This is a genomic window from Sorangium sp. So ce426 (assembly GCF_051475585.1).
In the GTDB taxonomy this organism is placed as follows: domain Bacteria; phylum Myxococcota_A; class Polyangia; order Polyangiales; family Polyangiaceae; genus Sorangium; species Sorangium cellulosum_B.
Window position 1 is genome coordinate 9792996 of the sequence record NZ_CP150341.1, and the last position, 23034, is coordinate 9816029.

Here is a 23034-nt window from a genome sequence, read left to right on the forward strand (position 1 = left end):
CCCTGCTGACATGGTACGACGAGGCGCAACGACGCGAAGCGCCCGCCCTCGTCTGCCTGGTGACGGGAGGTTTTTAGAGGCGCTCAGGGCACGTGAGACCGGCTTGAGCGCACAAGGCACGAGTGCCAATCGACGCGTACAGCACGGCTGTACGCCAGGATGGCCTCCACGAACCGCTTGATTTTCGGATGGCGTTTGCTCATTCTACCCGCACAAGAGGACGTTCCACGTCTCGCACTGCTCTTGCCTGCGGGCGACGTGGATCGCGCGTCGCCTCCGCAATCCGAAGCTCGAAGCCTTTTGCTTCGATCCACGGGAACGAGAGCTCAACCTTCTCTCTCACCATCCTCGTCGTGAACCATGAACCTTCGATTCTCAAGCTTCATCGCGGCAGCATTCGTCGCCATCCTGTCACCGCTCCCAGGCTGCTCCGACGACCCTGACGATACCGGCGCTGGAGGCGCCGGCGGCACGGATGCCGGAAGCACGAGCGCCAGTGTGTCTACGTCAAGCGCGGTCGGGTCCGGCGGTGCGGGCGGAGCTAGCTCGAGCAGCGCGAGCACCGGTGGCGACGGCGGCTCGACCGGCAGCGGCAGCGAGCAAGCACCGACGTTCGAGACGTTCCAGTACGTTGTACAAAACGCTTGTTGGGGGGCGGGTTGCCATAACGACGAGATGAACCCCCTGGACTTGATGATCGACGAAGAGCTTCACACGAGGGTGAGCTCCCACATCACCAAGAACTGCGGCGATCTCATCAATATCGATAATCCGGAAGAGAGCGGGCTCATCAAGATCCTGAAGGGGCCGTGCGGCGCAACTCCGCGAATGCCCCTTGAATGCGTCAGCGATGGGGATGCCGCGTGCATACCCGCCGACTACCTCGAAGCGCTCACGCAGTGGATCGCGGACGGCGCGCAGGAATAGCCGGGCTTGGCGGGTAGCCGCCGACGGGTCGCGGCGCCCCACGGGCGCATCGTGTCAGGGGATAGCCGAGCGACCCGTCGGATGGTCTACTGCTTTGCCATCGCGCCTGCCGGATATGCGGCTTGATCAGCGCCGGGCGTGTCCACGGTGCTCGTCTCGAAGGCCCAGCTGCCACCCGGCGGAATCTGGACCGTGCCGCTGGCGATCGCCACGCCGAGCGGACGCCCGACGCGATTGACCGAGAAGACCGTGACGGAGGGATCGCTCACCGCCACGTCGAGCCCGTTGAAGAGCGTGCCCGTGTACATCGTGCCGGCGCCGCCCGTCACGGCCTTCACCTCGCTGGCGGTGAGGCCATCGATGGGAACGACGTCGAGAGCGAAGTAGGGGCACCGGTAGACGACGTACCCCACATCTTCGATCACGATATCCGAGGGTAGATCCGTCACCGCGGTCATGGTCACGTCGCCTGGACCCACACACGCAGCGATCGCGTCCGAGCCATCCGTGACGCGATAGAAATGCTGAGTCAGCAGCCCGTTGATCCCGGATGCCACGGACTGCTGGGCCTTGTTGTAGAGCTCGACGGAGAGGGCGGCGCTGCAGGCCGGGGTATCCCCGTCGTTCCTCAGGGCGGCGTAGAGCTCGGTGTTGGTCGGACCTTTGCGGAGAGTCAGCGCGATCACGTTGAGCACGCCATTCCCGCCGGGGAGCGCCATGATGGTGAGGTCTTCCGGGACGACGAGCGCGTCGTCACCCGTGTCCCCGCCCGCCGCGCCACCGTCGCTCGCCTCGCTCGAGCAGGCCAGCGGGAGGAGCACAGCGGCAGGGAGGAGGAAGCGCTTCGCCAGCATGAACATGAGAAGAGATGCCCAGCCTATCGCTGCCCGCCATCGTTGGACAGCACGGAGCCATGAAGTAAGGCGCACCACAAGGAACGGCAATCTCGGGGCGCCGGTGGTCACCGACGGCGCACAAACGCAAAGACCCCTTCGGTAAGAAGGGGTCTTTGGACCCGAGCTCGTCGGGGTGTTCAGGACCTGGGCCCGAGAGTGCTCAGGCCTTGAGCTCCGTGAACCCGCCCGGATTGCTGATCTTGGCGCCGGAGACTGCGCCCTTGCCACCGATGAACTCTTCCGTCTTGTCGGAATAGCCGAAGTGGGTCACCTCCGAGGAGCCGTTCTTCGCGGGGAAGCCGTCCGAACCCGCCTTCACGCCCATGGCGTTCATGATGTTGCAGAAGTACTTGTTGATCGGCGCGTTGCCAACCTTCGGATCGGTCCCGGTGCCTTGTCTCGTACCGTCGACCTGGCCGGTGCCGTTGGCGCACTGCGACATGCTGTTGCCGACCGTCGGGGTCGACGCGGGGTCGACGTTGATGATCTGGCCGGTCTTGAAGTAACCGCCGCCGCTGCCGGCCTGAAGGATCGGAGCGTTGTTGAGGTTGTGCGCGTTGCCGTCCGACATCTCGTTGAACCAGATAGCGACGCTGGTGTCGAGGACCGTCTGCCCGTTCCCCTGGGGGATGCTGTCGAGCATTCCGACGAGCTTCGCGAACTTCTGCGCGTAATAGGTGTCCACCTTGACGAGCCACTCGAGCGCGTTGGGCAGGCAGCTGCCCTGCATGCCTGCATTGTCCAGGCGGTGCGAGAGGGAGTGCGACTCCATGGTGATGCCGAGCCCCTTGAAACCGTAATTTCCCGGGTACTTCAGGAAAATGACGGGGTTGGCATTGCAGGCGGCCGCAAGCGCCGCGATCGCCGAGCTGATATCCGCGCCGTCCAGATCGCCGGAGACCTTGGTCGTGAGGACGTCGACGCCCAGGCCACCCGACGACGCCTTCTGGGCGTTCGCGGACGTCGCACCGAGCATCACGCCGAGCTCCTCGTTGCACTGCGCGGAGGCCACCACGGTTCCTGTCTGGTTGAGGAGCTCCTTCCAGGCCGCGAGCTTGCGCTTGTCGGCCTGGCTCATGTCGAACCGCTCGAGCGTCTGCAGATCGTCCTTCACGAGGTCGAGGATGCTCTTGCCGCGGAGCGCCGCGTAGGTGTCCGGGGACATCGGCTGCCCCGCCTGGAAGAGGCCCGTGAGGCTGCTGAAGGCCTGCGACGCGTTGAGGCCCTTGTGGATGGTCTCGGCGGCGGAGTAGGAGATCGCCGACTGAGCGTTGTCATTCTGGCCGGCCGTGGCGATGAGCAGGGGAGTGCCATTCGGGCTGAGCTGCTGGGCCATGATGTGATCCAGCGAGGGACCGACAGGCTTCGCGTTGAACTTCGTCGCCTGGTTGAAGCTGAACGGGTCGTTGCTGTTCGGCGTGACCGGCTGGCAGGTGAAGAACGACCCCACGATCTGCGTGTGGGAGTCGTTCCCCTGTCCACGCTTCATGTTGGCGGTCCACTCGTTCATCGAGCGGATGCCGCGCGGCATGAGGAGCTTCTTCGCATACGGAGCGAGGGCCGCGAGGCTCGTCGCCTCGAGGTCGGCAGCCGTGAGCTCACCCTGGGTCTTCGTGGGGAACCACTTGTTCGTGACGCACCCGTAGTGGGTGAACATCACGATGAACGCTTTCCCACCGGAAGCGGTCTGGGCCTTTGCGTCGCGCTCCCACACGGAGCTGAGGAACGGCGCGGCCAGGGCGGCTCCGCCCAGGCCACGAAGGAAGATTCTGCGGTTCAGTTGCTTGCTCATGGTCAAGTTTCCTCAGCTTTCACGGCGTTTCGCGGACGCGCACGCGGAACGAATCCGCTTGAGTGAGATCGGCCAGAAGATTGAGAATGCTGTAGCCGCCCTCAGCCAGCTTGGTGTCGATCTGATCGACGACGCACTTGTCTTTCCCGTTCGGATCCCGCCCAAAGGCATAGGAGACCCACGACTCAGCGTAGAGCTGCTTGGCCTTCTGGAGCTCAGCGATCTCCTGCATGAGCGCCAGCGGAGAGGAGATCTCCTTCACGTTGCCGTCGCCGAAGTCGATGGTGTTCGTCGTGACGCTCGCGTCGATCGCGCCGCCGAGCGGGTCGGTCGTCTGCCACTTTCCGATGCCGTCGAAGTTCTCCATCACGAAGCCCGGAGGATTGATGACCGAGTGGCAGCCTTTGCAGCTGGCCGGCTCCGTCAGCTTCTCGACCTTCGCGCGTTGCGTTTCGAAGTCGCCGGTAACGGTCTGCATGGTGGCGCCGGGGATGGGCGGACCCGGGTTGACGCCGAGCAGGTACACCGAGATGAACGCGCCTCGCAGGATCGGGCTCGTTGCGTCGTAGCCCGCGTAGGAGCTCAAGAACCCGACGCGCGTCAGGAAGCCCGGCCGCTGTGTAGCGTCGAGCTCCACCTTGGTCAGCTCGGTGCCGTAGCTCGCAGGATCGAGCCCGTAGATCGCCGCGTTGTCCTTGTTGACGAAGGCGACGTTGCTGAGGAGGAGGTCCTTGAACGAACCGCCCTCGAACGCCACGTCTTCGAAGAAGGCGTCGAGCTCAGCCTGCCAGCTGGGCTTGGCGGCCGCTGAGTACAACGGATACGTCTCGACGTCGTGATCCATCGTCCACCAGTGGGCGTTTCCGTTGTTCATCTGCGCCCAGTTGCGGTGGAACGCCGTCACGAGCGGCCCGGTCTTCTCGCGCACGGCGATCATTCGCTGCGCCTGGGCCAGAATCTGCTCCTTGGTCTGGAGCTCGTCGTTGTCGGCCGCCGCGCTCAGCACGTCATCCGGAGCGGAGCCCCAGAGCAAGTACGAAAGCTTCGTCGCCACTTCGTAGCTGGAGAGCTTGAGGGCCTGAGTCGCCGAATCCGGGTCGGTCGCCAGCTCGGGGAGCATGAGGAACGAGGGCGAGACGAGGAAGCCGATCAGCGTTGCCTCGGCGACCTCGGCGGGCGTTCCTGCCGGCGTAATCTGGCCCAGCTTCTGGAATCGCGCCACCTCCAGATCGGTCAGCGGGCGACGGAACGCCTTGCGGCCGAAGGTCTTGATGGTCTGCTCCAGGCAGCCGGCCGCCGCAGGGTCGCAGCTGATGAACTTGGACTTGTTCGGCCCTGCCATCACTGCTTTGGCGATCTTCTCGGCAACCTCTTGATAGAGGCGCCATGCGTCAGAGGTCATCGCGCCGTCGAAGTCGTCCCCGAGCTTCTCGGACGGCAGCTCGCCCTCGACGCTGGTCACGCCGAGGAGGTCCCGCACCGTGTTGTCGTACTGCCGGTTGAGCATCCGCGGGATCTGGCTCGTGATCGGGATGCCCGGGATGCAGACCTCGGGGGGACCGTTGTCGGGGTCGTCCGTGCCCCCCGAACCGGTGCTGCCGCTGCCGCTGCCGCTGCCCGACGTCTCCCCGCCGCCGGCGATCTCACCACCGCCGGGCGCTATCTCGCCGGTGCACCCGGCGAGGAAGGTCAATGAGGTGAAAAATGTTGTCGTACCAATGTACGATAGTTGCCGTAACGTTCGCATGACCTCACTATTCCCGGTCCGCGCCGAAGTGATCATGGGAGCGGATCAAAAGTTATGGATCAGCCCGAGGGTCGCCAACCGCGAGATCACGCGCGTCTGGCCGACCGCTTCCTCTGGAGACGTGATAGTGAAACGCCGGCGTACGAGCGGCGCCCTGATGCCCTCTTCGACCTCGAGAAGCTGCCCGATTGGCGCGCGGACGCCGAGTTCGTCGCGGAACAGCGGCGCGCGCGGGCCACTGCAGGGGCCGCCAAGCGCGTCATTGCGACGCGGCGCGGCGGCGCGATCGGAGCCATAAGCACGCTCTCCTCGGCCGCCTCATCGAGCGCGAGCGCCGGGGAGCGGAGAGAACGCGTGGACCACGACATCGCACGAGGCGCCGTCGACGGTCGGGGGATGTGCCTCGCCGTGCCCATGGGTTACGCCGCAGCTCGCCGTTGACGTCGAGCCCTGCGCGCACCAGCGGCGCGCGGGCGATTTAACCTTCCTCCAGATAGAGCTCCATCCACGCGATATCTCAAACAAAAAAAAGTTCGTCCGCGAGATGCAACCATGCTGCATAGCGCCAACGGGAACGGAGCATCTGCCGCCGGGATCGAGCGGCCCATCGCCAACAGGTAAGGAGTGCTCGACGAGAGCTCGCTCGGCCGCGAGAGGCCGGCGCTTCTTGCACGGGCGCACGGGTCTCACGAATCCAGCAGGTCCCCAAATGTGCAACCATGGCATTCCAAGCCTCGTGTCATTCGTGGGCAACGCGCCGCATCACCCAACGTGAGGACCATCACGCCAATCGGGTCATTTGCGGTCAGGGCGGTCACTTCTGGCGCGAAAAGCCGGGCTTGCTCGCGATGTCGTCGACGCGGTTCATGGGAGGGGCGCGGCCTCTCTTTTTTCGGGCGCCTTCGCGAGAGCGGGCGCGCGGCCCCGCTCGACCAGGCGTTGGGTCGATGTTGCGCGGGTGTCGACCGGGCGCGTCGAGGCGCTCGTCGAGGAGATTCGCCCGGCGGCCGCCGAGGACGCGGGGGATGCCGCGGATGAAGACGCGGTGTCGTCGCCGTGGAGTCGTGGGTTCGTGGACTTGAACACTCGATCTCCAAGCTTCAGAAGGTCGGCGCTTGCCCGTGAGGCGGTGTGACGCTAGCGTGAGCCCTCGGAAGCCAGCTTCCCGGCCCCTCGCCCTCTGCACAACGATGCAATCGAAGTCCTTGGCCGTCATCGGGGCTGCCGCTCTTACCCTCCCTCTGGCATGCTCGGGGAGCCCCCCCGAGGATGGGGCGGGCAACGGCGGGAGCGGACGCGGCAGCGGCGGGGACCTGCGTTTCGTGCCGGAGGGCTTGTCCAGCACCGACATGGACGAGGACGGGGCTGGGCTCGAGCTGGTTGCCTTCACCCTGGTGCAGGGGGCGACGGGCCCCGAGCTCTACGCCGCGGTCAGGAATGACGGGGAGACCCCGTCCTGCGACGCCGGCCTGATGTTTTACTTCATCGACAAGGCCGAACAGCTCGTGACGACCTGGGGCGGCAGCTTGCTCAGCGGTCGGCTCTATCGGCTGGACGACGGCTCTGGCGTGATGATCCCCTGCATCGCGCCGGGCGAGATCGCGATGACCGGCTCAGCGGATCTCCCTGGTGAGCTCGTGATCGAGGAGCTCGGGTATCTGAAGCACAGGTTTCCGGCCTTCACCGTGGACGTGGTCCCTGTCGATGCCGTCGCCGTCAGCGAGGTGAAGACCGTCGGCAGGGGCGCCGGGAGCGCCTACACGGGCACGCTCGAGAACCGACTCGATGTGGCGGTGAGCGATCCCAGGATAACGGTCTTCCCGGTGAATCGAGCCGGACGGCCGCTCGGCATGGCGACGAGCAGCGCGGCCGCCGACATTCCGCCCGGCGGGGTCTGGACCTTCGAGACGACCACCGTGGGCGATGTCGGCGCTGGTCACGTCGCCTATCCGACGGTTTCGGTTCCTCCGTGAAGCGGGGTGCCGGCTCGCGTGATACGGATTCGGCCGGGGGCAGGCCAATGAGGCGCAGGAGAGTACGCCGCAGCGAGCCGAACAGCGCGGATGAGCCCGTGGCGCGGGTCGCGCCCGATCGCAGCGAGGCGCGACATGCCCTGTGGCCTTGGACGCCGCCGCGATGCTGCCCCCGCCTCCCGCGCGTCCGCGCGCTCGCCTACAGTTCACCACGAGCGTGCCGACCCGACCCCCGGCCCGAAGCGAACCAGTGAGCCCCATCCTCTCCCTCTGCGACGGCTACCAGCTCGACCTCTCCGACTACGCGCGCACCGGGCTGCGGGTCGGCATCTGGGCCTCCTCCGGCCGGGGCAAGAGCTTCGGCGTCGGGGTCCTCTGCGAGGAGCTGCTCGCCGCCGGCATCCCTGTCGTCGCGATCGATCCCGAGGGGGAGCTCTACACGCTGCGCGAGCGGTTCCGCGTCCTCGTCCTCGGCGGCGCCCACGCGGACCTGCCGCTGCCCTCCGGCGAGCGCGCGGCGGAGATCGCGCTCGCGAGGGTGCTCGACGAAGGGCTCGGCCTCATCGTCGATCTGTCGGATCAGCCGACGAGCCGCTCCCAGCAAGAGGCCGCGCTCCCGTTCCTCGAGCGGCTCTGGGTCCTCCTCTCGGAGCGCCGCGCCCCGGCGGCCGTCGTGATCGAGGAGGTGCACATCTTCGCGCCGCAATCGGGCGCGTCGCTCACCTCCGACATCCTGCACCGGTTCGCGAAGCAGGGCCGCAAGCGCGGCGTCCTCCTCGTCGTCGCCAGCCAGCGCACGCAGGCGGTCTCCAAGGAGCTCATGAGCCAGCTCAACTTCCCCGCCATCGGCGGCTTCGAGATCGAGCGCGATTACGACGCGGTGAGGGCGCTCGTCGACGGGCACACGTTCGAGGAGTTCCGCGCGCTCCCGGCCGGCGAGTTCTTCCTGCCCGCCGCCGGGCGATTCGAGCGCTGGCGCGCCCGCCACACCGCCCACGGCGGCGAGGCGCCGAGCTGGACCGGTGAGCCCGGCGGCGTGCCGCGCGTCGCGGACGCCACGCTGAGCACGCTCCTCGACGAGCTGCGCGAGGCGCTCGCGGCCGAGAGCGCGAGCCAGCAAGGCCCGGATCCGAGCGCCGCGCTGCGGGCCGAGATCCGCCGGCTCCAGCAGCAGCTCGCCCGGGCCGACGAGGCGCGCAGGGCCGCCGAGGCCGAGGCCGAGCGGCTGCGCACCGCGCTTCAGGTGGCCGGCGTCGTCAAGGTGGTGATCCAGAGCGAGATCGTGGCGCGCGTTGGCCATGGCGAGGTCGCGCAGGCGCCGGCGGCTGCCGCTCCGCGCGCCCCCGCGGCTGCCGCGCTCGGCGCGCCCATGGACCGCGTCCCGGGGGCGCCCGCGCTCACGCCCGCCACGGCGCCGGGCGGCGCGGCCGTGAAGATCACCGCGAAGCCGGCCTCTCCGTCGCTCCGGGATCTCGCGATGCCGGCCGCCACGATGCTCGAGGTGCGCGGCGTCAAGCAGATGGTGAGCGCGGCGAGGAGCCACGCGCGGCGCCGATCCCCCCGGTCCGTGGCGCACGTCGCGCTGGCCGCGAAGCTGCTCGCCCGCGGCGCGGCGCTGACCGCGGAGGAGCTCGCCGCCCGCGGCGGCTCGCGCAGCCAGGTCGAGATCCGGCGCGCCGCGCACGCGCTCGCCGCGCTCGCCCGCGCGGGCTTCGCCTCGCTCCAGGGCGGCCGCCACGCGCTCAACGAGGCGGCCGTGCTCCGCGCGATCCAGAGCGGCTGACGAGAGGCAGCTCCGAGCCGAGCCCTCGCGGGGGCGCCCGGACGCGCGCGGCGCGCAGGCGCCGCCCGAGCCGCGCTAGCAGGAGGAAACGAAGATCAGGCGGAGCGTCGCCAGCGTCCCGAGCACGAACAGCCCTGCATAGAAGATCGTCCGCTTGCGCCGCAGCTGCTCGGCGCTGAGCCCGGTAGACGCGGGCTCCTCACCAGGCGCCGCCTCCCCGCCTGCGTGCACCGCCGGCACCGCGGTCGGCTCGCTGCCTGGCGGCGGCCTGCTCGCTCCGGGCGGCCTGCCCGCGACGGGCGGCGTGCTCGCTCCGGATGGCCTGCGCGCGACGGGCGGCGTGCTCGCTCCGGATGGCCTGCGCGCGACGGGCGGCGTGCTCGCCGTGGAAGCGACGCCGTTCGCAGCCTGGGGCGCGGCCAGCCCTCGCTGGAGCTCCCCCTCCGGCGTGGTCGACATCGCGTGCAGGCGCGGGCGCTGCGGAACCTCGTCCGGGCCGTCGAAATCGAGGTACTGCACCGAGAGCGAGCCCGTCGCGGCGCCGAGGGGGAGCGGCGCGTCGCTGCGGCCCGCCGCAGGAGCGCCGTGCCGTCCATCGGGCGATGAGGGGCGGACCGACCTGCGGTCAGCGGACGTGCTCCCGACCGCCGGCGCCTTTCGCCCGAGGCCCGGCGAGCTCTGTCTCGGCGCGCTCTCCGGAGGGAGCGACGGTGAGGCGCGGTAACCGGCGCCGCTCAGCGAGCCCGTCTTCGCGATGCAGGCCTCGACGTGCTCCTTCAGCTCGCTCCGGGCCTCTTCCTCGGCGCCGTGGCCCATGTCGCGGAGCACTTGCTCCAGATCGCCGGCCAGCTTGCCCGCGCTGGCGGTCCGCTTCTCGATGGAGAACTCGGTCGCCGCGTCGAGCGCAGCCGAGAGCCGCGCGCTCAGGTCGGGCAGGAGCTCGCGCGCGCGAGGGATCGGCAGCGACGCGACGCCCATGATCAGCTGCCTCTGCGTCTCGGCCTTGCGCACGCGGCTGCCGAGCAGCGCCTCCAGGAGCGTGATCCCCAGGGAGAACACGTCCGCGCGCCCGTCGAACGGCTCCCCGCGCGCCTGCTCCGGAGGCATGTACGGGAGCTTCCCCTTGAACACGCTGCTCTCGGACTGCTCGTCCGCGAGGCCCGGTATCCGCGCGACGCCGAAGTCGGTCAGGCAGACGCGGCCGTCCCGCCCGATCAGGATGTTGGACGGCGAGACGTCGCGGTGGACGACCGCGTAGCTCTGCCCTTCGTCCTCGCACAGGCCGTGCACCGCCTCGAGCGCCCTCGCCATCTCCCGGCCGATGTAGGCCACGGCGCGCGGCGAGAACGCGCCCACCTTCCTGAGCACGCGATCGAGGGCGGGGCCGTCGATGTAGTCGAGCGCGAGGTACACCGAGCCCTCGAATTCCCCGAACTCGACCAGCCGGACGACGTTCGGGTGATCGAGCCGCGCGATCACCAGGGCCTCGGCGAAGAACGACTCCCTCGCGCTCTCGCCGAGCCCTGGCCTCGCGACCAGCCGCTTCAGCGCGACGTGGCGCCGGAGGTCGGGAGGCCCCTCCTCGGCGAGCCACACCTCCCCCATACCGCCCTTGCCCAGCATCCGGATGAGCCGGTACTTGCCGGCGAACAGCTCCGGCGGCGGATCGGACTCGGCGTTCTTGCGACGCGGGCGGGAGGCGGGCATCTCGTTGTGTGCAGCGCTCGATCTCGACTCCGTCGAGGCTAGCCCTCCTGCTCGGGGTGGAGAGGGTGCAAGCAAGGCATGCCCGATCCTACCGCCGCCCGCGCGCCGCAGGAATCACCGCGTCGATGCCCGGCGCAGATCCAGCCTGCGTGCACTGGGTTCCGCCTCACCGAGAGGGCGCCGCTCACGCCTCGCTCACTCCTGCGTGTGCTCCTCGCGGATCGGCTCGCGCATGGTCGTCGCCGGGAACCACTCGAAGAAGCGGTGGATGAGCTGGCGCCGCTCGGGCTCGATGTACTCGAACACGGCGCCCCGGTCGTTGATCTCCCAGAACTCGTTGCTCGTCACGGCCAGGAGCTCCGCGCGGATGGATCGCAGCCTGTCGGGCCGCTCGTCGCGCATGTCGCGGTAGATCTTCCGCGCGAGCGCCTCCTCCCCCTTCTGCAGGTAGTACGTGGCGAGCTTGACCTGCGCCTTGCGGACGCCGCGGAGCGACGGCTCCTGCTGGTCGAGCTCCGCTTCCTTGTCCACCTCGAGGAAGAGCTGGAGCAGCTCGTCCCGGGCAGGTGCGTGCAGGTCGTACGCGCGCTCGTTGACCACGCAGAGATCGAACGCGACGGTCTCGGTGAGGAACGCGAGCCCCATCGCGTGCGCCGTCTGCGCGTAGTACTTGAAATGACGCGCGATCTCGAGGACCTGATCCCCCCACCCCGCCTTGAGCAGCTCCTCCGCGAGGTAGCGGTACTGGTTCAGGTTGTTGTAGGCCGCGGCGATGTCCTTCGCGTTGAGCGACCTGCGCATGTAGGTGTTGAAGAACTTCACGACGACCGCGACGGCCGCCCGATCTCCAGCGGCGATGGCGGTCTGCCCGATGTAGCGCGTGTCGATGGCGATGCGCGTGATGAGATCGGGCATCGCCGTGAGCGCCTCGCGATAGACCATCAAGAACTGGCGGAGCGCCTTGTACTCGAGCCATGTCCGCGCGGTCGACAGCTTGCCGAGCGCCTCGGCGTTCATGCTCACGAAGTCGGTGTCCTTCGCGAGGCGATCGCGGATCTGGAACCAGCGCGGATCGAGCGTCGCCTTGTGGGGCAGGTACGCGACGACGAGCTCCGACAGCGAGTCGATCGTCTTCGACGCGATCCCCTTGTCCTTCTGGTCGAGCGCGTTGAGCGCCACGTCGGCGAGCTGCTCCAGCGACGAGAGCGCCGTCACCCGCCGCTCGTCGACCTCGGCTTCGCTCTCTCCCCCCGCGGGGCGCAGCGCCTGCTCGACGCCGCTCGTCTTGATCCGCCGGACCACGTTGTCGGGCTCGACGAAGTCGAACACGTACCCGAAGTAGGGCGCCATCATGAGCAGGCTCGCGGTGAGCAGCCCCATCGTGACGACGACGCCGTACGTGGGGACGAAGGCGTCCTCGGTCGAGCCGCCCCCGCCGACGCGGATCGAGAAGTTGACCCACAGCGAGAACACCGCGCTGACGACGAAGAAGCCCATCACGAGCATGTTCGTCCGGTCGCGGAAGAACATCTCGGTGATCCGCGGGGTGTAACGGTTCGCGGCGAGCTGCACGATGATGGACGCGACCGTGATGACGATACCGAGGATGGCGGCGATGACCTCGCCGATGCCGCCCATGATGTGCTCGGCGTCGCTCGGCGACATGCGCGCGAACACCTCCCAGAGCGAGAGGTGCGCGTTCTCGTGCCGCGCGACGTCGAGCAGGTGGACGACGGCGAGGGTCGCGACGCTGACGCCCAGGAGATACGACATCGGCCGCAGCCAGATGCGGGCCATGGTCGCGCCCCTGCGACGCTGTCGTTCGGCGTCGTCTGCGGTCCGATCGGGTCTCATCAGGTGACCGCCGCTCGGTCGACCTGCTTGCCGACCTGCCTGCCCTCCCGCTCCACGCTGCCCCCCACGCACCTGCTCCACGCGTCCGCCACGCCAGGCGGCAGCCCGGCTATTTCTTCTCCGGGGGGCTGTCGAGATCTTCCGCGAGGTAGCTGAGGATCACCTCGTCGAGCGATTTCTCGCTGATCAGGTCCTCACCGAAGATCGAGGCGCCCTCCGCCGGCCGGTTCGTCGCGAAGATGCTGGCCGGGCGCGAGGCTGCGTAGCGGCCGGAGCCAGGACCGCCCGAGAAATGCTCGACCGCGACCTGGGGCGCGGGCGGCGCGACGGCCTGCTCGGGGTGGACATTGCTGTAGACCCCGGCGCCAGAGGCCGCGGACTCCGCCCGCCGCCCGATCACCGACGCAGGCGGCGGCGGGAGGTCCTGGATCTGCTGAAAGAAAGGCGTCTGTGCCTCGGCTGCAGCGCGCTCCAGCGCGTCGAGATCGAGATCGATGGACGGTTGTTCGGGCTTGATCTCGGCGGGCGACGCCGGGCGTACGGCCCTGCCGGCGAGCGGGCTGGCCGCGCGCCCGCCGCCGAGCGCCTGGAGCGCGACGGGATCGAGCTCGAGCCGGGGGCGCCCGCCGGCCGAAGCGGGCGCCGGCTCGGCCGCCGGGGCGCGCGGCGCCGCGGCGAGGGGCGCGGCCGCTGGCCTCGCGGGCGGCGCGGCGGGCCTGGGCGCCGGCGTCGGCGCGGCTGCCGGCTTCGGGCGCGGCGACGCATCCGGCACGACAGGCGGCACGACAGGCGGCGTGAGGGGCCGGGACGGCGGGGGCGCCTTCGGCGCGCCCGTCACCTCGGGCGACGACGGCGACGACGCCCGCGCGGGCTTGCTCGCCTCCGGATGCGACGGGGCGGGGGCGGCGCCTGCGGACACGGCGCCTGCGGACACGGGCGGGGCGGCGGTGTCGTCGAAGAGGTAGTCGAAGTGACCGTCGCGCAGGGCGATGAACATCGCCTTGTGCTGCTCCTTCATGAGACCGCGGACCGTCTCCGCGAGCGAGGCCTGACCGACGTGCTCCGCGTACGAGGTCTTCGTGGTCTTGAGGATGCGCCCGCCGTCGGCGAAGAGGTGCGTGATGATGTGAGGATGGCGAATGCCCGAGTCCTCAGTCTGTATGTGGAACAACCGCCCCTTGTGCCGGACGTTGTTGTTGAAGCCGAGCAAGGGCGACGGGGCTTTCACGACAGGCAATCCGAGGGTGGGGAGGTGAGGAGATCGCGCCAGCGGGGAGCGCTCGCCACGGCCGAGACTATCACAGCGCGGCGCGCCCGGAACGATTCGCAGCGCGCCGGCGTCCCTTCACGTTCCTCCGCCGCGCTTCCGCTGTCCTCCGCCCGTCCTCCGCCGCTCCTTCACCGTCTTCTCGGCAGGGGAGCATGTCGGGGCTGGTCCTCCGCGGACCGCGCGCTGGTCGCGTCAGGGCAGACAGCGCTCCAGGTCGTCCGCAGTTCCCGCCTGGAGGGCGCACGCCACCTCCGCCTGCGTGAGGTCGGCCTCGCAGCGGACGAAGCCGCGCTCCCCGGCGGCCGCGCGCGCCATCGCGGTCCTCTCGGCGACCTGGGACGCAGCGGGCTCGGGGTTGGCCGCGCGCAGGACGAGCTCGACGTACCGATCGAGGAGCGCGGCGCACGCCTCGGCGGACGGACGTGGAGCGGCGCGGCGGAGCGCGGCGCGCCCCACAAGGATACCGAGCACCAGCAGGACGATCGCCAGGGTTGCCAGGACGTCGGCGCGGGTCGCGGGGCGCGTCACTCCAGACACGTATCGACCTGCTCCGGGGTCGTTGCCTGCCGGACGCACACCATCGCCGCATCGGTGATGCGGCGCCCGACGCACCTGTCGATGAGCTCCTTGCCGCGGGCATCCCGCACCGCCGCCGTGCGCTCCTCAACGATCTTCGGGTCGACGACGTTCTGCGCCCGGAGCTCGATCTCGGCACTCCTCCGGAAGATGGCCTCGCACTCGTCGCGGCTGGCCGGGTGCCCGCACCCGGCCAGGAGCGGCAGGCCGGCGAGCAAGGCCAAGCATGGCGCGAGCCTGAGGACCCGACCCAGGTTGAGGACCAGGACCCGACCCAGGTTGAGGACCAGGACCCGACCCAGGTTGAGGACCCGACCCAGGTTGAGGACCCGACCCAGGTTGAGGACCCGACCCAGGTTGAGGACCCGACCCAGGTTGAGGACCCGACCCAGGTTGAGGACCCGACCCAGGTTGAGAACCCGACCCAGGTTGCCGGAAACCGTGGAGACGGAATACCGCCTCCTTTGAAGGGAAGTTGAGCCAGGACGGCGACGCATGGCCGCGACGATGGCGCCACGCTCGATGGGGCGCAACAAGGTCCAGCCGAAGCCGACAGCCCGTACTGGCGCACGGCCAACCCCAGCCGGCACCCCGCCGTCGTCCACGACCGGCCACCTGCCAGCCATGTGGCCCGAGTCAAGATGGAAACGTCGCGTATTGCTGGAACGCGTGTGCAGGTCTGTTAGGATTGCTTTCTGTGCGCAAGGCGAGCGAGCACGGTGACAGCGTGGGCGGCGCTCGATCCGTCCCTACGGGCTCCGGGGGTACGCGGCGACGCACGAAAGCGACGGCGCCGTCCGTTGCGGGCAGCGGGAATGACGCTGGCCCCAAGGCTCCACGAGAGAAACGGCCCAGCAAGGCGCCGCGACGGCGCGCCCCCGCGGCGGCGCTGACCGCGGAGGAGATGTTGCGGCGCGCGCTGGGCGCGGCGACCCCGCGATCGCGCGCGCTCTGGGCGCGGCGGGGCCTGTCGCTCCGGGGGCCGCTCGACAGGACGACGCAGGCCATGCTGCTGCGGCAGCTCTACCTCGCGTATTTCGAGACACGCCGCTTCGAGCGGGCGGCCGAGGTGGCGGAGCAGATCCTGGCGCTCGGCGTGCTGAGCGACGTCGCCCACCAGGACGCGGCGCGCGCGAAGCAGGCCCTCGGGGACATCGATGGGGCCGTCGGGCACCTCCGGCTGGCGGCGCGCACGGGGCCGGCGAGCCGGAGGGCGTTCCACTGGTGGACCCTGGGCAGCGTGTATCACCTGGCGCGCCGGTACGACGAGGCGATCGGCGCGCTCACACGCGCGGCGCGCTGGGGCACGCGGGACAAGCCGCTCTATCAGGGGCACCTCGCCGTCGTGCAGTGCGAGAGCGGCAAGGCGGTGGAGGGGCTCGGCGCGCTGATCGATCGGCTCTCGGAGGTGCCGGCGGGCCAGGGGTACGGCCGGTTCGTGCTCGGGCAGATGGCCTACTTCGACCAGCGCTGGGACGAGGCCAGGAAATACCTGGAAGCCTTCGTCCAGCGGAGCACCTCGGGGAGGGCCGCGGTCGCGATCGCGCTCGGCGCGGAGATCGAGGCGGCGCGCCGGACGCTCGCGTCCCTCGCGGAACGCTGATGCCGGCCTGAACGGACGGCGGCCTGCCGCACGACCCCGATCGCTTTGCTATAGAACCTTGGTGATGACCGCTTCGACTCGTTTCAAGGCAAGCGCCGGCGCCGCGCCGGCGGGTGTCCGACGCGGCGCGCTCGGACGCGCGCTCCCGGCGCTGGCCGCGCTCTCCGCGCTCGCGTCCCCGGCGATCGCGCTGGCCGGCGATGAGCGCGATCTCTTCACCCGCGGTCTGGAGGCTGGCCCGCTCTTCGCCGCGCTCGCCGCGCTCGGGGGCGGGCTGCTCACGTGCCTCACCCCCTGCGTGTACCCGATGATCGCCATCACGGTGAGCATCTTCGGGGCGCGGGAGGCGAAGTCCCGGCGCGAGGCGATGCTGCTCTCGACGAGCTTCGTGCTCGGGATCGTCGTGCTCTTCACGACGATGCTCGTGGCCGCGGCGCTCACGGGCAGCCTGTTCGGCGGCGTGCTCTCCAACAGGTGGGTCATCGTCGGCATCGCGGCGGTGTTCATCGCGCTCTCGCTGTCGATGTTCGGCGCGTTCGAGATGACGCTGCCGGACACCCTGATGCAGCGGCTCTCGCAGGTCGGGGGCATCGGCTACGGCGGCGCCTTCCTGCTCGGCCTCGTGAGCGGCCTCGTCGCCGCGCCGTGCACCGGGCCCGTCCTCACGGGCATCATCCTCTGGATCGGGAAGACCCAGAATGTCGGCCTCGGCGCGCTGGTCGGCGCCACCTTCTCCCTCGGGCTCGGCCTGCCGTTCTGGCTCGTCGGCGCGTTCGCGTTCGCGCTGCCGAAGGGCGGCAAGTGGATGCTGGGGGTGAAGTCGTTCTTCGGGATCGTGATGATGGTCGTCGCGCTCTATTTCCTGAAGACGACCTTCCCGGCGCTGTCGTCGCTCGCGCAGCCCACGCCGCAGTTCATGGCCATCATGGCGGGCCTCGTCGCCGTCGGCCTCGCGCTCGGCGCGGTGCACCTCTCCTGGGACGACGGCGGCGCCGGCGTGAAGGCCCGCAAGGGGGTCGGCATCGCGCTCACGGTGGCCAGCAGCTTCCTGCTCGTCGCGAGCCTGGATCTGCCGAAGCTCGCCTCGCCCGTCCCGTCGGCCGTGGCCGGCGAGGCCGTGTCGCCGCAGCTCACGTGGCTGCACGAGGAGCCGGTGGCCGTCTCCAAGGCGAAGGCGGAAGGGCGCCCGCTGCTCGTGGACTTCACCGCGGAGTGGTGCGGCGCCTGCAAGCAGCTCGCGAAGGAGACCTTCTCGGATCCCCGCGTCATGGCCAAGGCGGCGCACTTCGTCGCGGTGAAGGTCGACGCGACGGACGACGAGGATCCGCAGATCGACGCGGTGAAGGGCAAGTACAAGGTCGTCGGCCTGCCCACGGTGGTGCTGTACGACTCCACCGGCGCCGAGCGGAAGCGCTTCAACGACTTCGTCGGCCCGGACGTGTTCCTGGCCGCGCTCGAAGGCATCCAGTAGCGCGCCGCGCCTGGCAGCAGCGCGCCGCACACGCCGCCGGCATGGCTCAAGAGGATCGAACGCCGCGAGGAGGGAGCGACGGGCGCCGCGCCCATCGCTGCCAGGCCGCCACGAACGCCCGCACCTTCCTGCTCGCCGCCGTCGCGCTCTGCGCCCTGCTCGTCGCAGGCTGCGGCGCGGCGGGGCCCACCACCGGGACCGTGGTGTTCGGGGTGACGAGCGAGCTCCGCGCAGGCGCCGACATCGACCTGCTGCGCGTCGTCCTGCGGGCCGGCGGAGACGTGGTCCACGAGGACGCGCTGGCGCAGAAGAACGGGCAGCTGTTCTTCCCGCGGGAGTTCTTCTTCAGCGATCTCGAGGACGGCACGGCCGTGGAGATCTCCCTGGAGGCGTTCGGAGCGGAGGACGCCGAGAGGCCGCTGCTCACCCGCACCGCGTCGACCCGGGTGATCGGCGGCCGCACGCTGCTGCTCCGGGTGCGCCTCGAGCGGGAGTGCGTCGTCGCGCCCGGGGCGGCCACTTGCCCGGCGCCGCAGACCTGCGTGGCCGGCGGCTGCAGCGCCCCCGACGTGGATCCCCGGCAGCTCGATCCCTACAGCACCTCGTGGAACGCGGGCGCGGAGCCGGACCTCTGCAAGCCGGCCGCCGGGGGCGAGCCGGTCGTCATCGTCGGGGAGGGGCAGGCCGACTACTTCCCGCTCGATGACCTCGACGAGGTCCAGGTGGAGGCTGGACCTCAAGGCGGCTACCACATCTTCGTCGCCATCCGCCTCAAGAACCTGCGCCGATCCGGCTCGCTCACCGTGGTGAACGGCGTCGTGCCCGAGCTCGGCTATGCGATCGAGCCGCTCGAGGTCATCTTCACCCTGGATCCCGACGAAGGCGGCTTCTGCACGCTCGCCGGGCTGCGGTTCCGGCTGGATGGCGAGCGGAAGATCGAGGAGCTGCTCGGGAAGGTCGTGGAGGTCGAGGTGACGGTGACCGATCCCGACGGAGACGCCGGCACCGGCAGGCGCGCGGTGACGCTCTCGCAGACCATCCTGTAGCCCTGCCGCGCGCGGGCGCCCTGCGCAGGCGGAGGCGCGCGGGCTCACTCGCGCGCAGCGCGCCACCGCGTCATCCAGCCACCGGTGAGCAGGTCGAGGGACGCCTCCGCTTCGAGCGCCGCGAGCGTCGCGGCGCGGTGCTCCTCGGGGCTCTGGCCCGGATCGGCCGCGAGCGCGACGGCGCGCTGCCACGCGAAGAGCAGCTCGAGGACGCGCGCCGTGAGCTTCGTTTGCAGCTCGGCGCGCTCGCGGCGGAGGCGCTCCAGCGCGATCTCCTCGTCGGCGAAGACGATCCGGTCGAGCCGCCACGTCGCGCGCGCCTCGAGCCACAGGCTCGCGCCGCCGGACGCCGTCTTTCGCGCCGGATCGTACTCCGTGGGGGCCAGGCTCTCCGCCTCATCGACGAGCCGAGAGACGCGGAGCCGGAGCTCCGGGAAGAGCGACGACGTCCGCGCGCGCGACGCGATCGCGTCGATGCGCGCCTCGGGATCGAGGAGGCGGGATCGCCGCAGCGCCGCCTCGACGATCGCGCGGGCCATCGCCGGCGTGACCCGGACCGGCAGCGGGAGCGGCGGCTCGGCCTCGGCTGGCTGCGCGGGAGGAGACGGCTCGGGGAGCTCGATCTCCGGCGCCGCGCGCGGCGGGCTCGGGGTCGCCGGGGCAGGCTTCAGCCGAGGCGCCGCGGGTTCGGCGACGGCGGGCGGTGGAGACGGCGCGCCAGGGCGGGCCGACAGCCGCTCGAGGGGGATGCTCGCGAGCAGCATGCCGGTGAGGGAGCGCTCGCCCCCTTCGAGCCGAGCGATCCCGAGCTCCACCGCGAGCCAGAGCGGCCGCGCGCTGCCCGGGGACGCAGCCCAGAGCTCGTGGGGCGCGGTGTCGATGCGGTCGACGCGCGGGTCGAGCGCCGTGGGCTCGTCGTCGAGGGGGAGCTCGGCGCGCGCCTGCCGGGTGAACAGGGCGCAGGCGAGCGCGCCGAGGAGGAAGAGAGCGGAGCTTGCGATGGATCGGTGGTTCGGGTGCACGCGAGGTGGGTCGACCGCCGCGCGTCCCGAGTTGCGTGCGGCGGGTCGACCAGGTCGCTCAGCGGCCCCGGGAAGGCGGGCGCGCCCGGGTGGCGAAGCTCCGCCAGAGCTCCGCTCCACCGCCGAGGGATCGGACCCGATCCGCGCCAGGGCGCGGCCCGCCGCCCGGGGAGAGGCCCCGCTCCGCGCTCGTGCGCCGGAGCGCCTCGCTGGCGTGAGGTCCCGCGCTCCCGCCGCCTCCTCGGAGCAGCTCGCTCGAACCGCCGCGGGTCGCCGCGACCGCCTGCGCGATCGCCTCCGGCGTCGGCGCCGTTCCTGACGGGAAGCGGGCTGGTCCCTCGCTCGCCCCGCCGCGGGTCGCCGCGACCGCCTGCGCGATCGCCTCCGGCGTCGGCGCCGTTCCCGAGGAGAAGCGCGCCGGCGCCTGATCGGGCAACGCGAGCGTCGGCTCCGCGACGGGCGTCGCGCTGCGCCCAGCCGCGGCCGCCTCGAGGTCGTGGGGCGCGGCTGCTCGGACAGCCTCGGCGGCCACGCCGCCGATCGCGGCCGGCGCAGCAGGCTCCACGTCGCTGCTCGTGACCATCGCCGCCGCAGCCGCCTCGACCTCTGCGTCACCGCTGGCGACCGGCGCGCTCGGCGCCAGCAGAGCCGTGGTCACCGGGCCTCCGCTCGCGCCGACCACGACGACAGGCTCGCCGTGCTCTCCGCTGGTGCCGGGGATCGACAGGGACGGCGTCCCCGCGGCAATCAGCGCCGGGGATGCCGCATCGCCGACGCCGCCCTCGAGGTGCCGCTCCGCGACGTTCATCGCCGCGGTAGGGCTGCCCTGCGTGATCTCGCTCGTCAGCTCCGGCGCAGAGGCCGGCGGCTCCTCCGAGGTCTCGCCCGCCAGCGCTGGCGCAGAGGCCGGTGGCTCACCCGAGGTCTCACCCGTCAGCGCTGGCGCAGAGACCGGCGACTCCTCCGAGGGCGATCTCGGCGAGGCCGGCAACGCGCGTGGCACAGCGACCTCGAGGCCGACCGCGAAAGGCTCGAACACCTCGCCGGCGAGCCAGCCCGTGCACATGCGGAGGTTCGCGCCGGACGGGATGTCGCGCACGAACATGTCCCCGAAGAGCGCGTCGATGGCGAGATCCCGCTGCTCGACCACGGGCCGCTCCCAGCTCGGGAGCACCGCGACGACGCGGATCGCGAGCTGCCCTTCCGGGCGACGCGCCCGCGCTCGCGCGAGCGTCCTGGGGCGCACTTCCCAGTAGAGGTAGATCGTCTCGTGATCGACCGCGATGCCGACGATCTCGTCGACGTCGTACCGCGCCGGGAGCTCCGCCCGCTCGTCGCGCAAGGCCGCCGCAAGACCCAGCACCTCCCCTGCGGCGACGGGCGACGCCGTCGCTCCGGCACCTGCAGGCGAAGGATCTCGCGGAGGCTGCACCGGAACGCCGCCAGGCGCTCCGGCGACGGGTCCGGGCTCCCCCTGGTGCTCGCTCGCGATGGCGGCCCCGCTTGGCTCGGTCGCGCCATCGTCTCGTGCGATCGGAGCAGGGGAAGCCTCCGCGGCGGCTGCGTCCGCGTCCTCCGCGTCCGCGCCCTCCGCGCCCGCATCCTCCGCGGCTGCACCCGCATCCTCCGCGCCCGCATCCTCCGCGGCTGCACCCGCATCCTCCGCGGCTGCCTCCTCCGCGCCCGCATCCTCCGCGTCCGCATTCTCCGCGGCTGCGTCCTCCGCGTCCGCATCCTCCGCGTCCGCGTCCCGCGCTTCCACGCCTGCCCCCTGCCCGCGTGCCGCGCTCTCGATCAGCCTCTCCCGGAGCCGCCGCGCGTCCTCGTCCTCCGGCGCTCGCGCGAGGATCTCGTCGAGCATCGCGATGGCGCGGTCCGTGTGCCCCTGGGACGCATAGATCTCGGCGAGCGTCGTGGTGGACCGCGGCGGCGGCGGGGGCGGGGGCGGCGGCCACTGCTCCGGCGGCGCCTCGCCGCGCAGCGCGCGCGCGGTCTCCGGCATGTGCAGGCCCCGCTCGACCACGCGCGAGAGCAGATCGCGCGCCCGCCCGAGGAAGCCGCGGAGGCGGGCCCGCTCCGGCTCGCTCTGCGCGGTGCGCGCCACGATCTCGTCGATGAGCTCGACCTTCGTGAGCAGGCGCGGCCGCGGCACCCCGAGCCCCTCGGCGCGCGCTATCAGCTCCTCCCGCGTCAGCCCGTCGAGCTCCCGGCGCTCCATCGCCGCCGACGCTACCACATCCGACGCTCGCTCACCCTCGCCGGACCGCTCAGCGAAACGCCCCCTCCGCCGCCGGATCCGCGCTGCTCGACGCGAGCCGCGCGCGCGCCGCCTCGGCGTCTCGCGCGATCTGCGCCTTGAGCTCCGGCAGCCCGGAGAACCGCCGCTCCTCGCGCAGCCGGGCGATCAGGTGCACGCGCAGCGCCGCGCCGTAGAGATCCTCATCGACGTCGAAGAGGTGCACCTCGAGGTTCGGGCGCGCCTGCCTCGACGCCTCGACCGTCGGGCGGACGCCCAGGTTGGCCACGCCGCGCGCGAGCGCGACCGCGCGCCCCGACGGGGTCACCCGATCGACGAGCGTCGCGTACACGCCGAACGGCGGGAGCGCCTCCTCGATCTCGTCGATGTTGCAGGTGGGGAAGCCGATCGTCCTGCCCCGCCTCGCCCCCTGCGCGACGACGCCGGACAGCATGTGCGGGCGCGACAGCATCCGCTCGGCCGACTCGAGATCCCCGCGCGCGATGGCCGCTCGGACGCGGGTGCTCGACCACGCCCCCTCGGCGTCGCCGACGAGCGGGTGCGATCGCGTCTCGAAGCCGAGATCCTCGCCGAGGCGCCCGAGCGTCGTGAAGTCCCCGGCGCGCCCGCGGCCGAACCGGAAGTTCGCGCCGACCAGCACCACGCGCGCCGCGAGCCGATCGAGCAGCACGCGCCGCACGAACTCCTCCGGCGTCTGGGCCGCGAACGCGCGGTCGAACGTCACCGCGTCGACCCGTATCGCCGGCTGCACGCGCTGGATGAGCTCGATCTTGCGCGGCAGCGCCGTCAGCGTCGCCGGTGGGGTCCGGCCGAGGACGCTCGCGGGGTGCGGGGCGAACGTGAGCGCCACCGGCTCGAGCCCCCGCCGCTCCGCGTCCAGCGCCGCGTCGGCGAGCAGCGCCTGGTGCCCCAGATGAACGCCGTCGAAATTGCCGATGATCACCAGGCTGCCCCGCGGCCCGGCCGCGGCGCGCCCGCCCTGCCCGGAAGCGGCGGCAGCGAAAGACTCCACGGCCGCTACCTAACCCGAAGCAGCGCCGAACGAAATGCGGGTGGACGCAGGCGAGAGCAGCGCCGCCCGTCACGATACGCACGTACAGCCAAGCGATC

The 23034-nt window shown here is 70.9% G+C and carries 18 protein-coding genes; 7 read left to right on the forward strand and 11 right to left on the reverse strand.

Going from position 1 to position 23034, the window contains the following annotated elements; translation table 11 throughout:
- Window positions 1–360 precede the first annotated feature (360 nt).
- Window positions 361–927 carry a hypothetical protein gene (locus WMF44_RS36650; protein WP_437294688.1) on the forward strand — a complete coding sequence of 189 codons (567 nt, stop codon included), beginning with the start codon at window positions 361–363 and terminating at the stop codon, window positions 925–927.
- A gap of 86 nt (window positions 928–1013) precedes the next feature.
- Here WMF44_RS36650 and WMF44_RS36655 read toward each other — a convergent pair whose 3' ends face one another.
- The 3 genes from WMF44_RS36655 to WMF44_RS36665 form a co-directional block, all read right to left on the reverse strand.
- Complete coding sequence (locus tag WMF44_RS36655) at window positions 1014–1787, reverse strand: FxLYD domain-containing protein (protein WP_437294689.1); 774 nt, start codon at window positions 1785–1787, stop codon at window positions 1014–1016.
- 196 nt (window positions 1788–1983) lie between these two features.
- Window positions 1984–3615 (reverse strand): DUF1552 domain-containing protein, encoded by a 1632-nt coding sequence (locus WMF44_RS36660; RefSeq protein WP_437294690.1) that lies wholly within the window; start codon window positions 3613–3615, stop codon window positions 1984–1986.
- 19 nt (window positions 3616–3634) lie between these two features.
- Complete coding sequence (locus WMF44_RS36665; protein WP_437294691.1) at window positions 3635–5122, reverse strand: DUF1592 domain-containing protein; 1488 nt, start codon at window positions 5120–5122, stop codon at window positions 3635–3637.
- A 1198-nt stretch (window positions 5123–6320) separates the two neighbouring features.
- On the opposite strand from WMF44_RS36665, the gene WMF44_RS36670 reads away from it, so the two are divergent.
- The 3 genes from WMF44_RS36670 to WMF44_RS36680 all read left to right on the forward strand — a co-directional run bounded on the left by WMF44_RS36670 (window position 6321) and on the right by WMF44_RS36680 (window position 9118).
- Window positions 6321–6497: a hypothetical protein gene (locus tag WMF44_RS36670; RefSeq protein ID WP_437294692.1), complete on the forward strand. Its 177-nt coding sequence runs from the start codon at window positions 6321–6323 to the stop codon at window positions 6495–6497.
- Between the two features lie 187 nt (window positions 6498–6684).
- Window positions 6685–7335 (forward strand): FxLYD domain-containing protein, encoded by a 651-nt coding sequence (locus WMF44_RS36675; protein ID WP_437294693.1) that lies wholly within the window; start codon window positions 6685–6687, stop codon window positions 7333–7335.
- A 250-nt stretch (window positions 7336–7585) separates the two neighbouring features.
- Window positions 7586–9118 carry a helicase HerA domain-containing protein gene (locus WMF44_RS36680; RefSeq protein ID WP_437294694.1) on the forward strand — a complete coding sequence of 511 codons (1533 nt, stop codon included), beginning with the start codon at window positions 7586–7588 and terminating at the stop codon, window positions 9116–9118.
- 75 nt (window positions 9119–9193) lie between these two features.
- On the opposite strand, the gene WMF44_RS36685 is transcribed toward WMF44_RS36680, so the two are convergent.
- The 5 genes from WMF44_RS36685 to WMF44_RS36705 all read right to left on the reverse strand — a co-directional run bounded on the left by WMF44_RS36685 (window position 9194) and on the right by WMF44_RS36705 (window position 15022).
- Complete coding sequence (locus tag WMF44_RS36685; protein ID WP_437294695.1) at window positions 9194–10825, reverse strand: serine/threonine protein kinase; 1632 nt, start codon at window positions 10823–10825, stop codon at window positions 9194–9196.
- 195 nt (window positions 10826–11020) lie between these two features.
- Window positions 11021–12622, reverse strand: coding sequence for a DUF2254 family protein (locus tag WMF44_RS36690; RefSeq protein ID WP_437294696.1), 1602 nt, complete (start codon window positions 12620–12622; stop codon window positions 11021–11023).
- Between the two features lie 166 nt (window positions 12623–12788).
- Entirely contained in the window at window positions 12789–13907 is a 1119-nt protein-coding gene (locus WMF44_RS36695; RefSeq protein ID WP_437294697.1) for a hypothetical protein, read from the reverse strand.
- 234 nt (window positions 13908–14141) lie between these two features.
- Window positions 14142–14477 carry a hypothetical protein gene (locus WMF44_RS36700; protein ID WP_437294698.1) on the reverse strand — a complete coding sequence of 112 codons (336 nt, stop codon included), beginning with the start codon at window positions 14475–14477 and terminating at the stop codon, window positions 14142–14144.
- Window positions 14474–15022, reverse strand: coding sequence for a hypothetical protein (locus WMF44_RS36705; protein WP_437294699.1), 549 nt, complete (start codon window positions 15020–15022; stop codon window positions 14474–14476). The genes WMF44_RS36700 and WMF44_RS36705 overlap by 4 nt, the downstream gene beginning before the upstream one ends.
- 407 nt (window positions 15023–15429) lie before the next feature.
- On the opposite strand from WMF44_RS36705, the gene WMF44_RS36710 reads away from it, so the two are divergent.
- The 3 genes from WMF44_RS36710 to WMF44_RS36720 all read left to right on the forward strand — a co-directional run bounded on the left by WMF44_RS36710 (window position 15430) and on the right by WMF44_RS36720 (window position 18645).
- Window positions 15430–16128: a tetratricopeptide repeat protein gene (locus tag WMF44_RS36710; RefSeq protein WP_437294700.1), complete on the forward strand. Its 699-nt coding sequence runs from the start codon at window positions 15430–15432 to the stop codon at window positions 16126–16128.
- Window positions 16129–16192: 64 nt separating this feature from the next.
- Window positions 16193–17599: a protein-disulfide reductase DsbD family protein gene (locus WMF44_RS36715; protein WP_437294701.1), complete on the forward strand. Its 1407-nt coding sequence runs from the start codon at window positions 16193–16195 to the stop codon at window positions 17597–17599.
- A 41-nt stretch (window positions 17600–17640) separates the two neighbouring features.
- The gene (locus WMF44_RS36720; RefSeq protein WP_437294702.1) at window positions 17641–18645 is read left to right on the forward strand and encodes a hypothetical protein; all 1005 of its coding nucleotides are present in this window, start codon (window positions 17641–17643) and stop codon (window positions 18643–18645) included.
- A 44-nt stretch (window positions 18646–18689) separates the two neighbouring features.
- Here WMF44_RS36720 and WMF44_RS36725 read toward each other — a convergent pair whose 3' ends face one another.
- From WMF44_RS36725 to ribF, 3 genes are read right to left on the reverse strand one after another with little or no spacing between them, the layout of a single operon-like run.
- Window positions 18690–19667 (reverse strand): hypothetical protein, encoded by a 978-nt coding sequence (locus WMF44_RS36725; RefSeq protein WP_437294703.1) that lies wholly within the window; start codon window positions 19665–19667, stop codon window positions 18690–18692.
- 58 nt (window positions 19668–19725) lie between these two features.
- A complete protein-coding gene (locus WMF44_RS36730) occupies window positions 19726–21885 on the reverse strand; it encodes a hypothetical protein (RefSeq protein WP_437294704.1) in 2160 nt (719 codons plus the stop codon).
- Window positions 21886–21934: 49 nt separating this feature from the next.
- On the reverse strand, window positions 21935–22936 hold the full coding sequence (ribF, locus tag WMF44_RS36735; RefSeq protein WP_437294705.1) for a riboflavin biosynthesis protein RibF: 1002 nt from the start codon (window positions 22934–22936) through the stop codon (window positions 21935–21937).
- Window positions 22937–23034 lie beyond the last annotated feature (98 nt).

What these genes read in the sequence shown, in the direction of transcription:
- WMF44_RS36655 (WP_437294689.1), bottom strand. Translation starts at nt 1,787, where the DNA reads ATGTTCATGCTGGCGAAGCGCTTCCTCCTCCCTGCCGCTGTGCTCCTC.
- WMF44_RS36650 (WP_437294688.1), top strand. Translation starts at nt 361, where the DNA reads ATGAACCTTCGATTCTCAAGCTTCATCGCGGCAGCATTCGTCGCCATC.
- WMF44_RS36690 (WP_437294696.1), bottom strand. Translation starts at nt 12,622, where the DNA reads ATGGCCCGCATCTGGCTGCGGCCGATGTCGTATCTCCTGGGCGTCAGC.
- WMF44_RS36720 (WP_437294702.1), top strand. Translation starts at nt 17,641, where the DNA reads ATGGCTCAAGAGGATCGAACGCCGCGAGGAGGGAGCGACGGGCGCCGC.
- WMF44_RS36685 (WP_437294695.1), bottom strand. Translation starts at nt 10,825, where the DNA reads ATGCCCGCCTCCCGCCCGCGTCGCAAGAACGCCGAGTCCGATCCGCCG.
- WMF44_RS36710 (WP_437294700.1), top strand. Translation starts at nt 15,430, where the DNA reads ATGTTGCGGCGCGCGCTGGGCGCGGCGACCCCGCGATCGCGCGCGCTC.
- WMF44_RS36730 (WP_437294704.1), bottom strand. Translation starts at nt 21,885, where the DNA reads ATGGAGCGCCGGGAGCTCGACGGGCTGACGCGGGAGGAGCTGATAGCG.
- WMF44_RS36665 (WP_437294691.1), bottom strand. Translation starts at nt 5,122, where the DNA reads ATGCTCAACCGGCAGTACGACAACACGGTGCGGGACCTCCTCGGCGTG.
- WMF44_RS36705 (WP_437294699.1), bottom strand. Translation starts at nt 15,022, where the DNA reads ATGCGTCGCCGTCCTGGCTCAACTTCCCTTCAAAGGAGGCGGTATTCC.
- WMF44_RS36715 (WP_437294701.1), top strand. Translation starts at nt 16,193, where the DNA reads ATGACCGCTTCGACTCGTTTCAAGGCAAGCGCCGGCGCCGCGCCGGCG.
- WMF44_RS36660 (WP_437294690.1), bottom strand. Translation starts at nt 3,615, where the DNA reads ATGAGCAAGCAACTGAACCGCAGAATCTTCCTTCGTGGCCTGGGCGGA.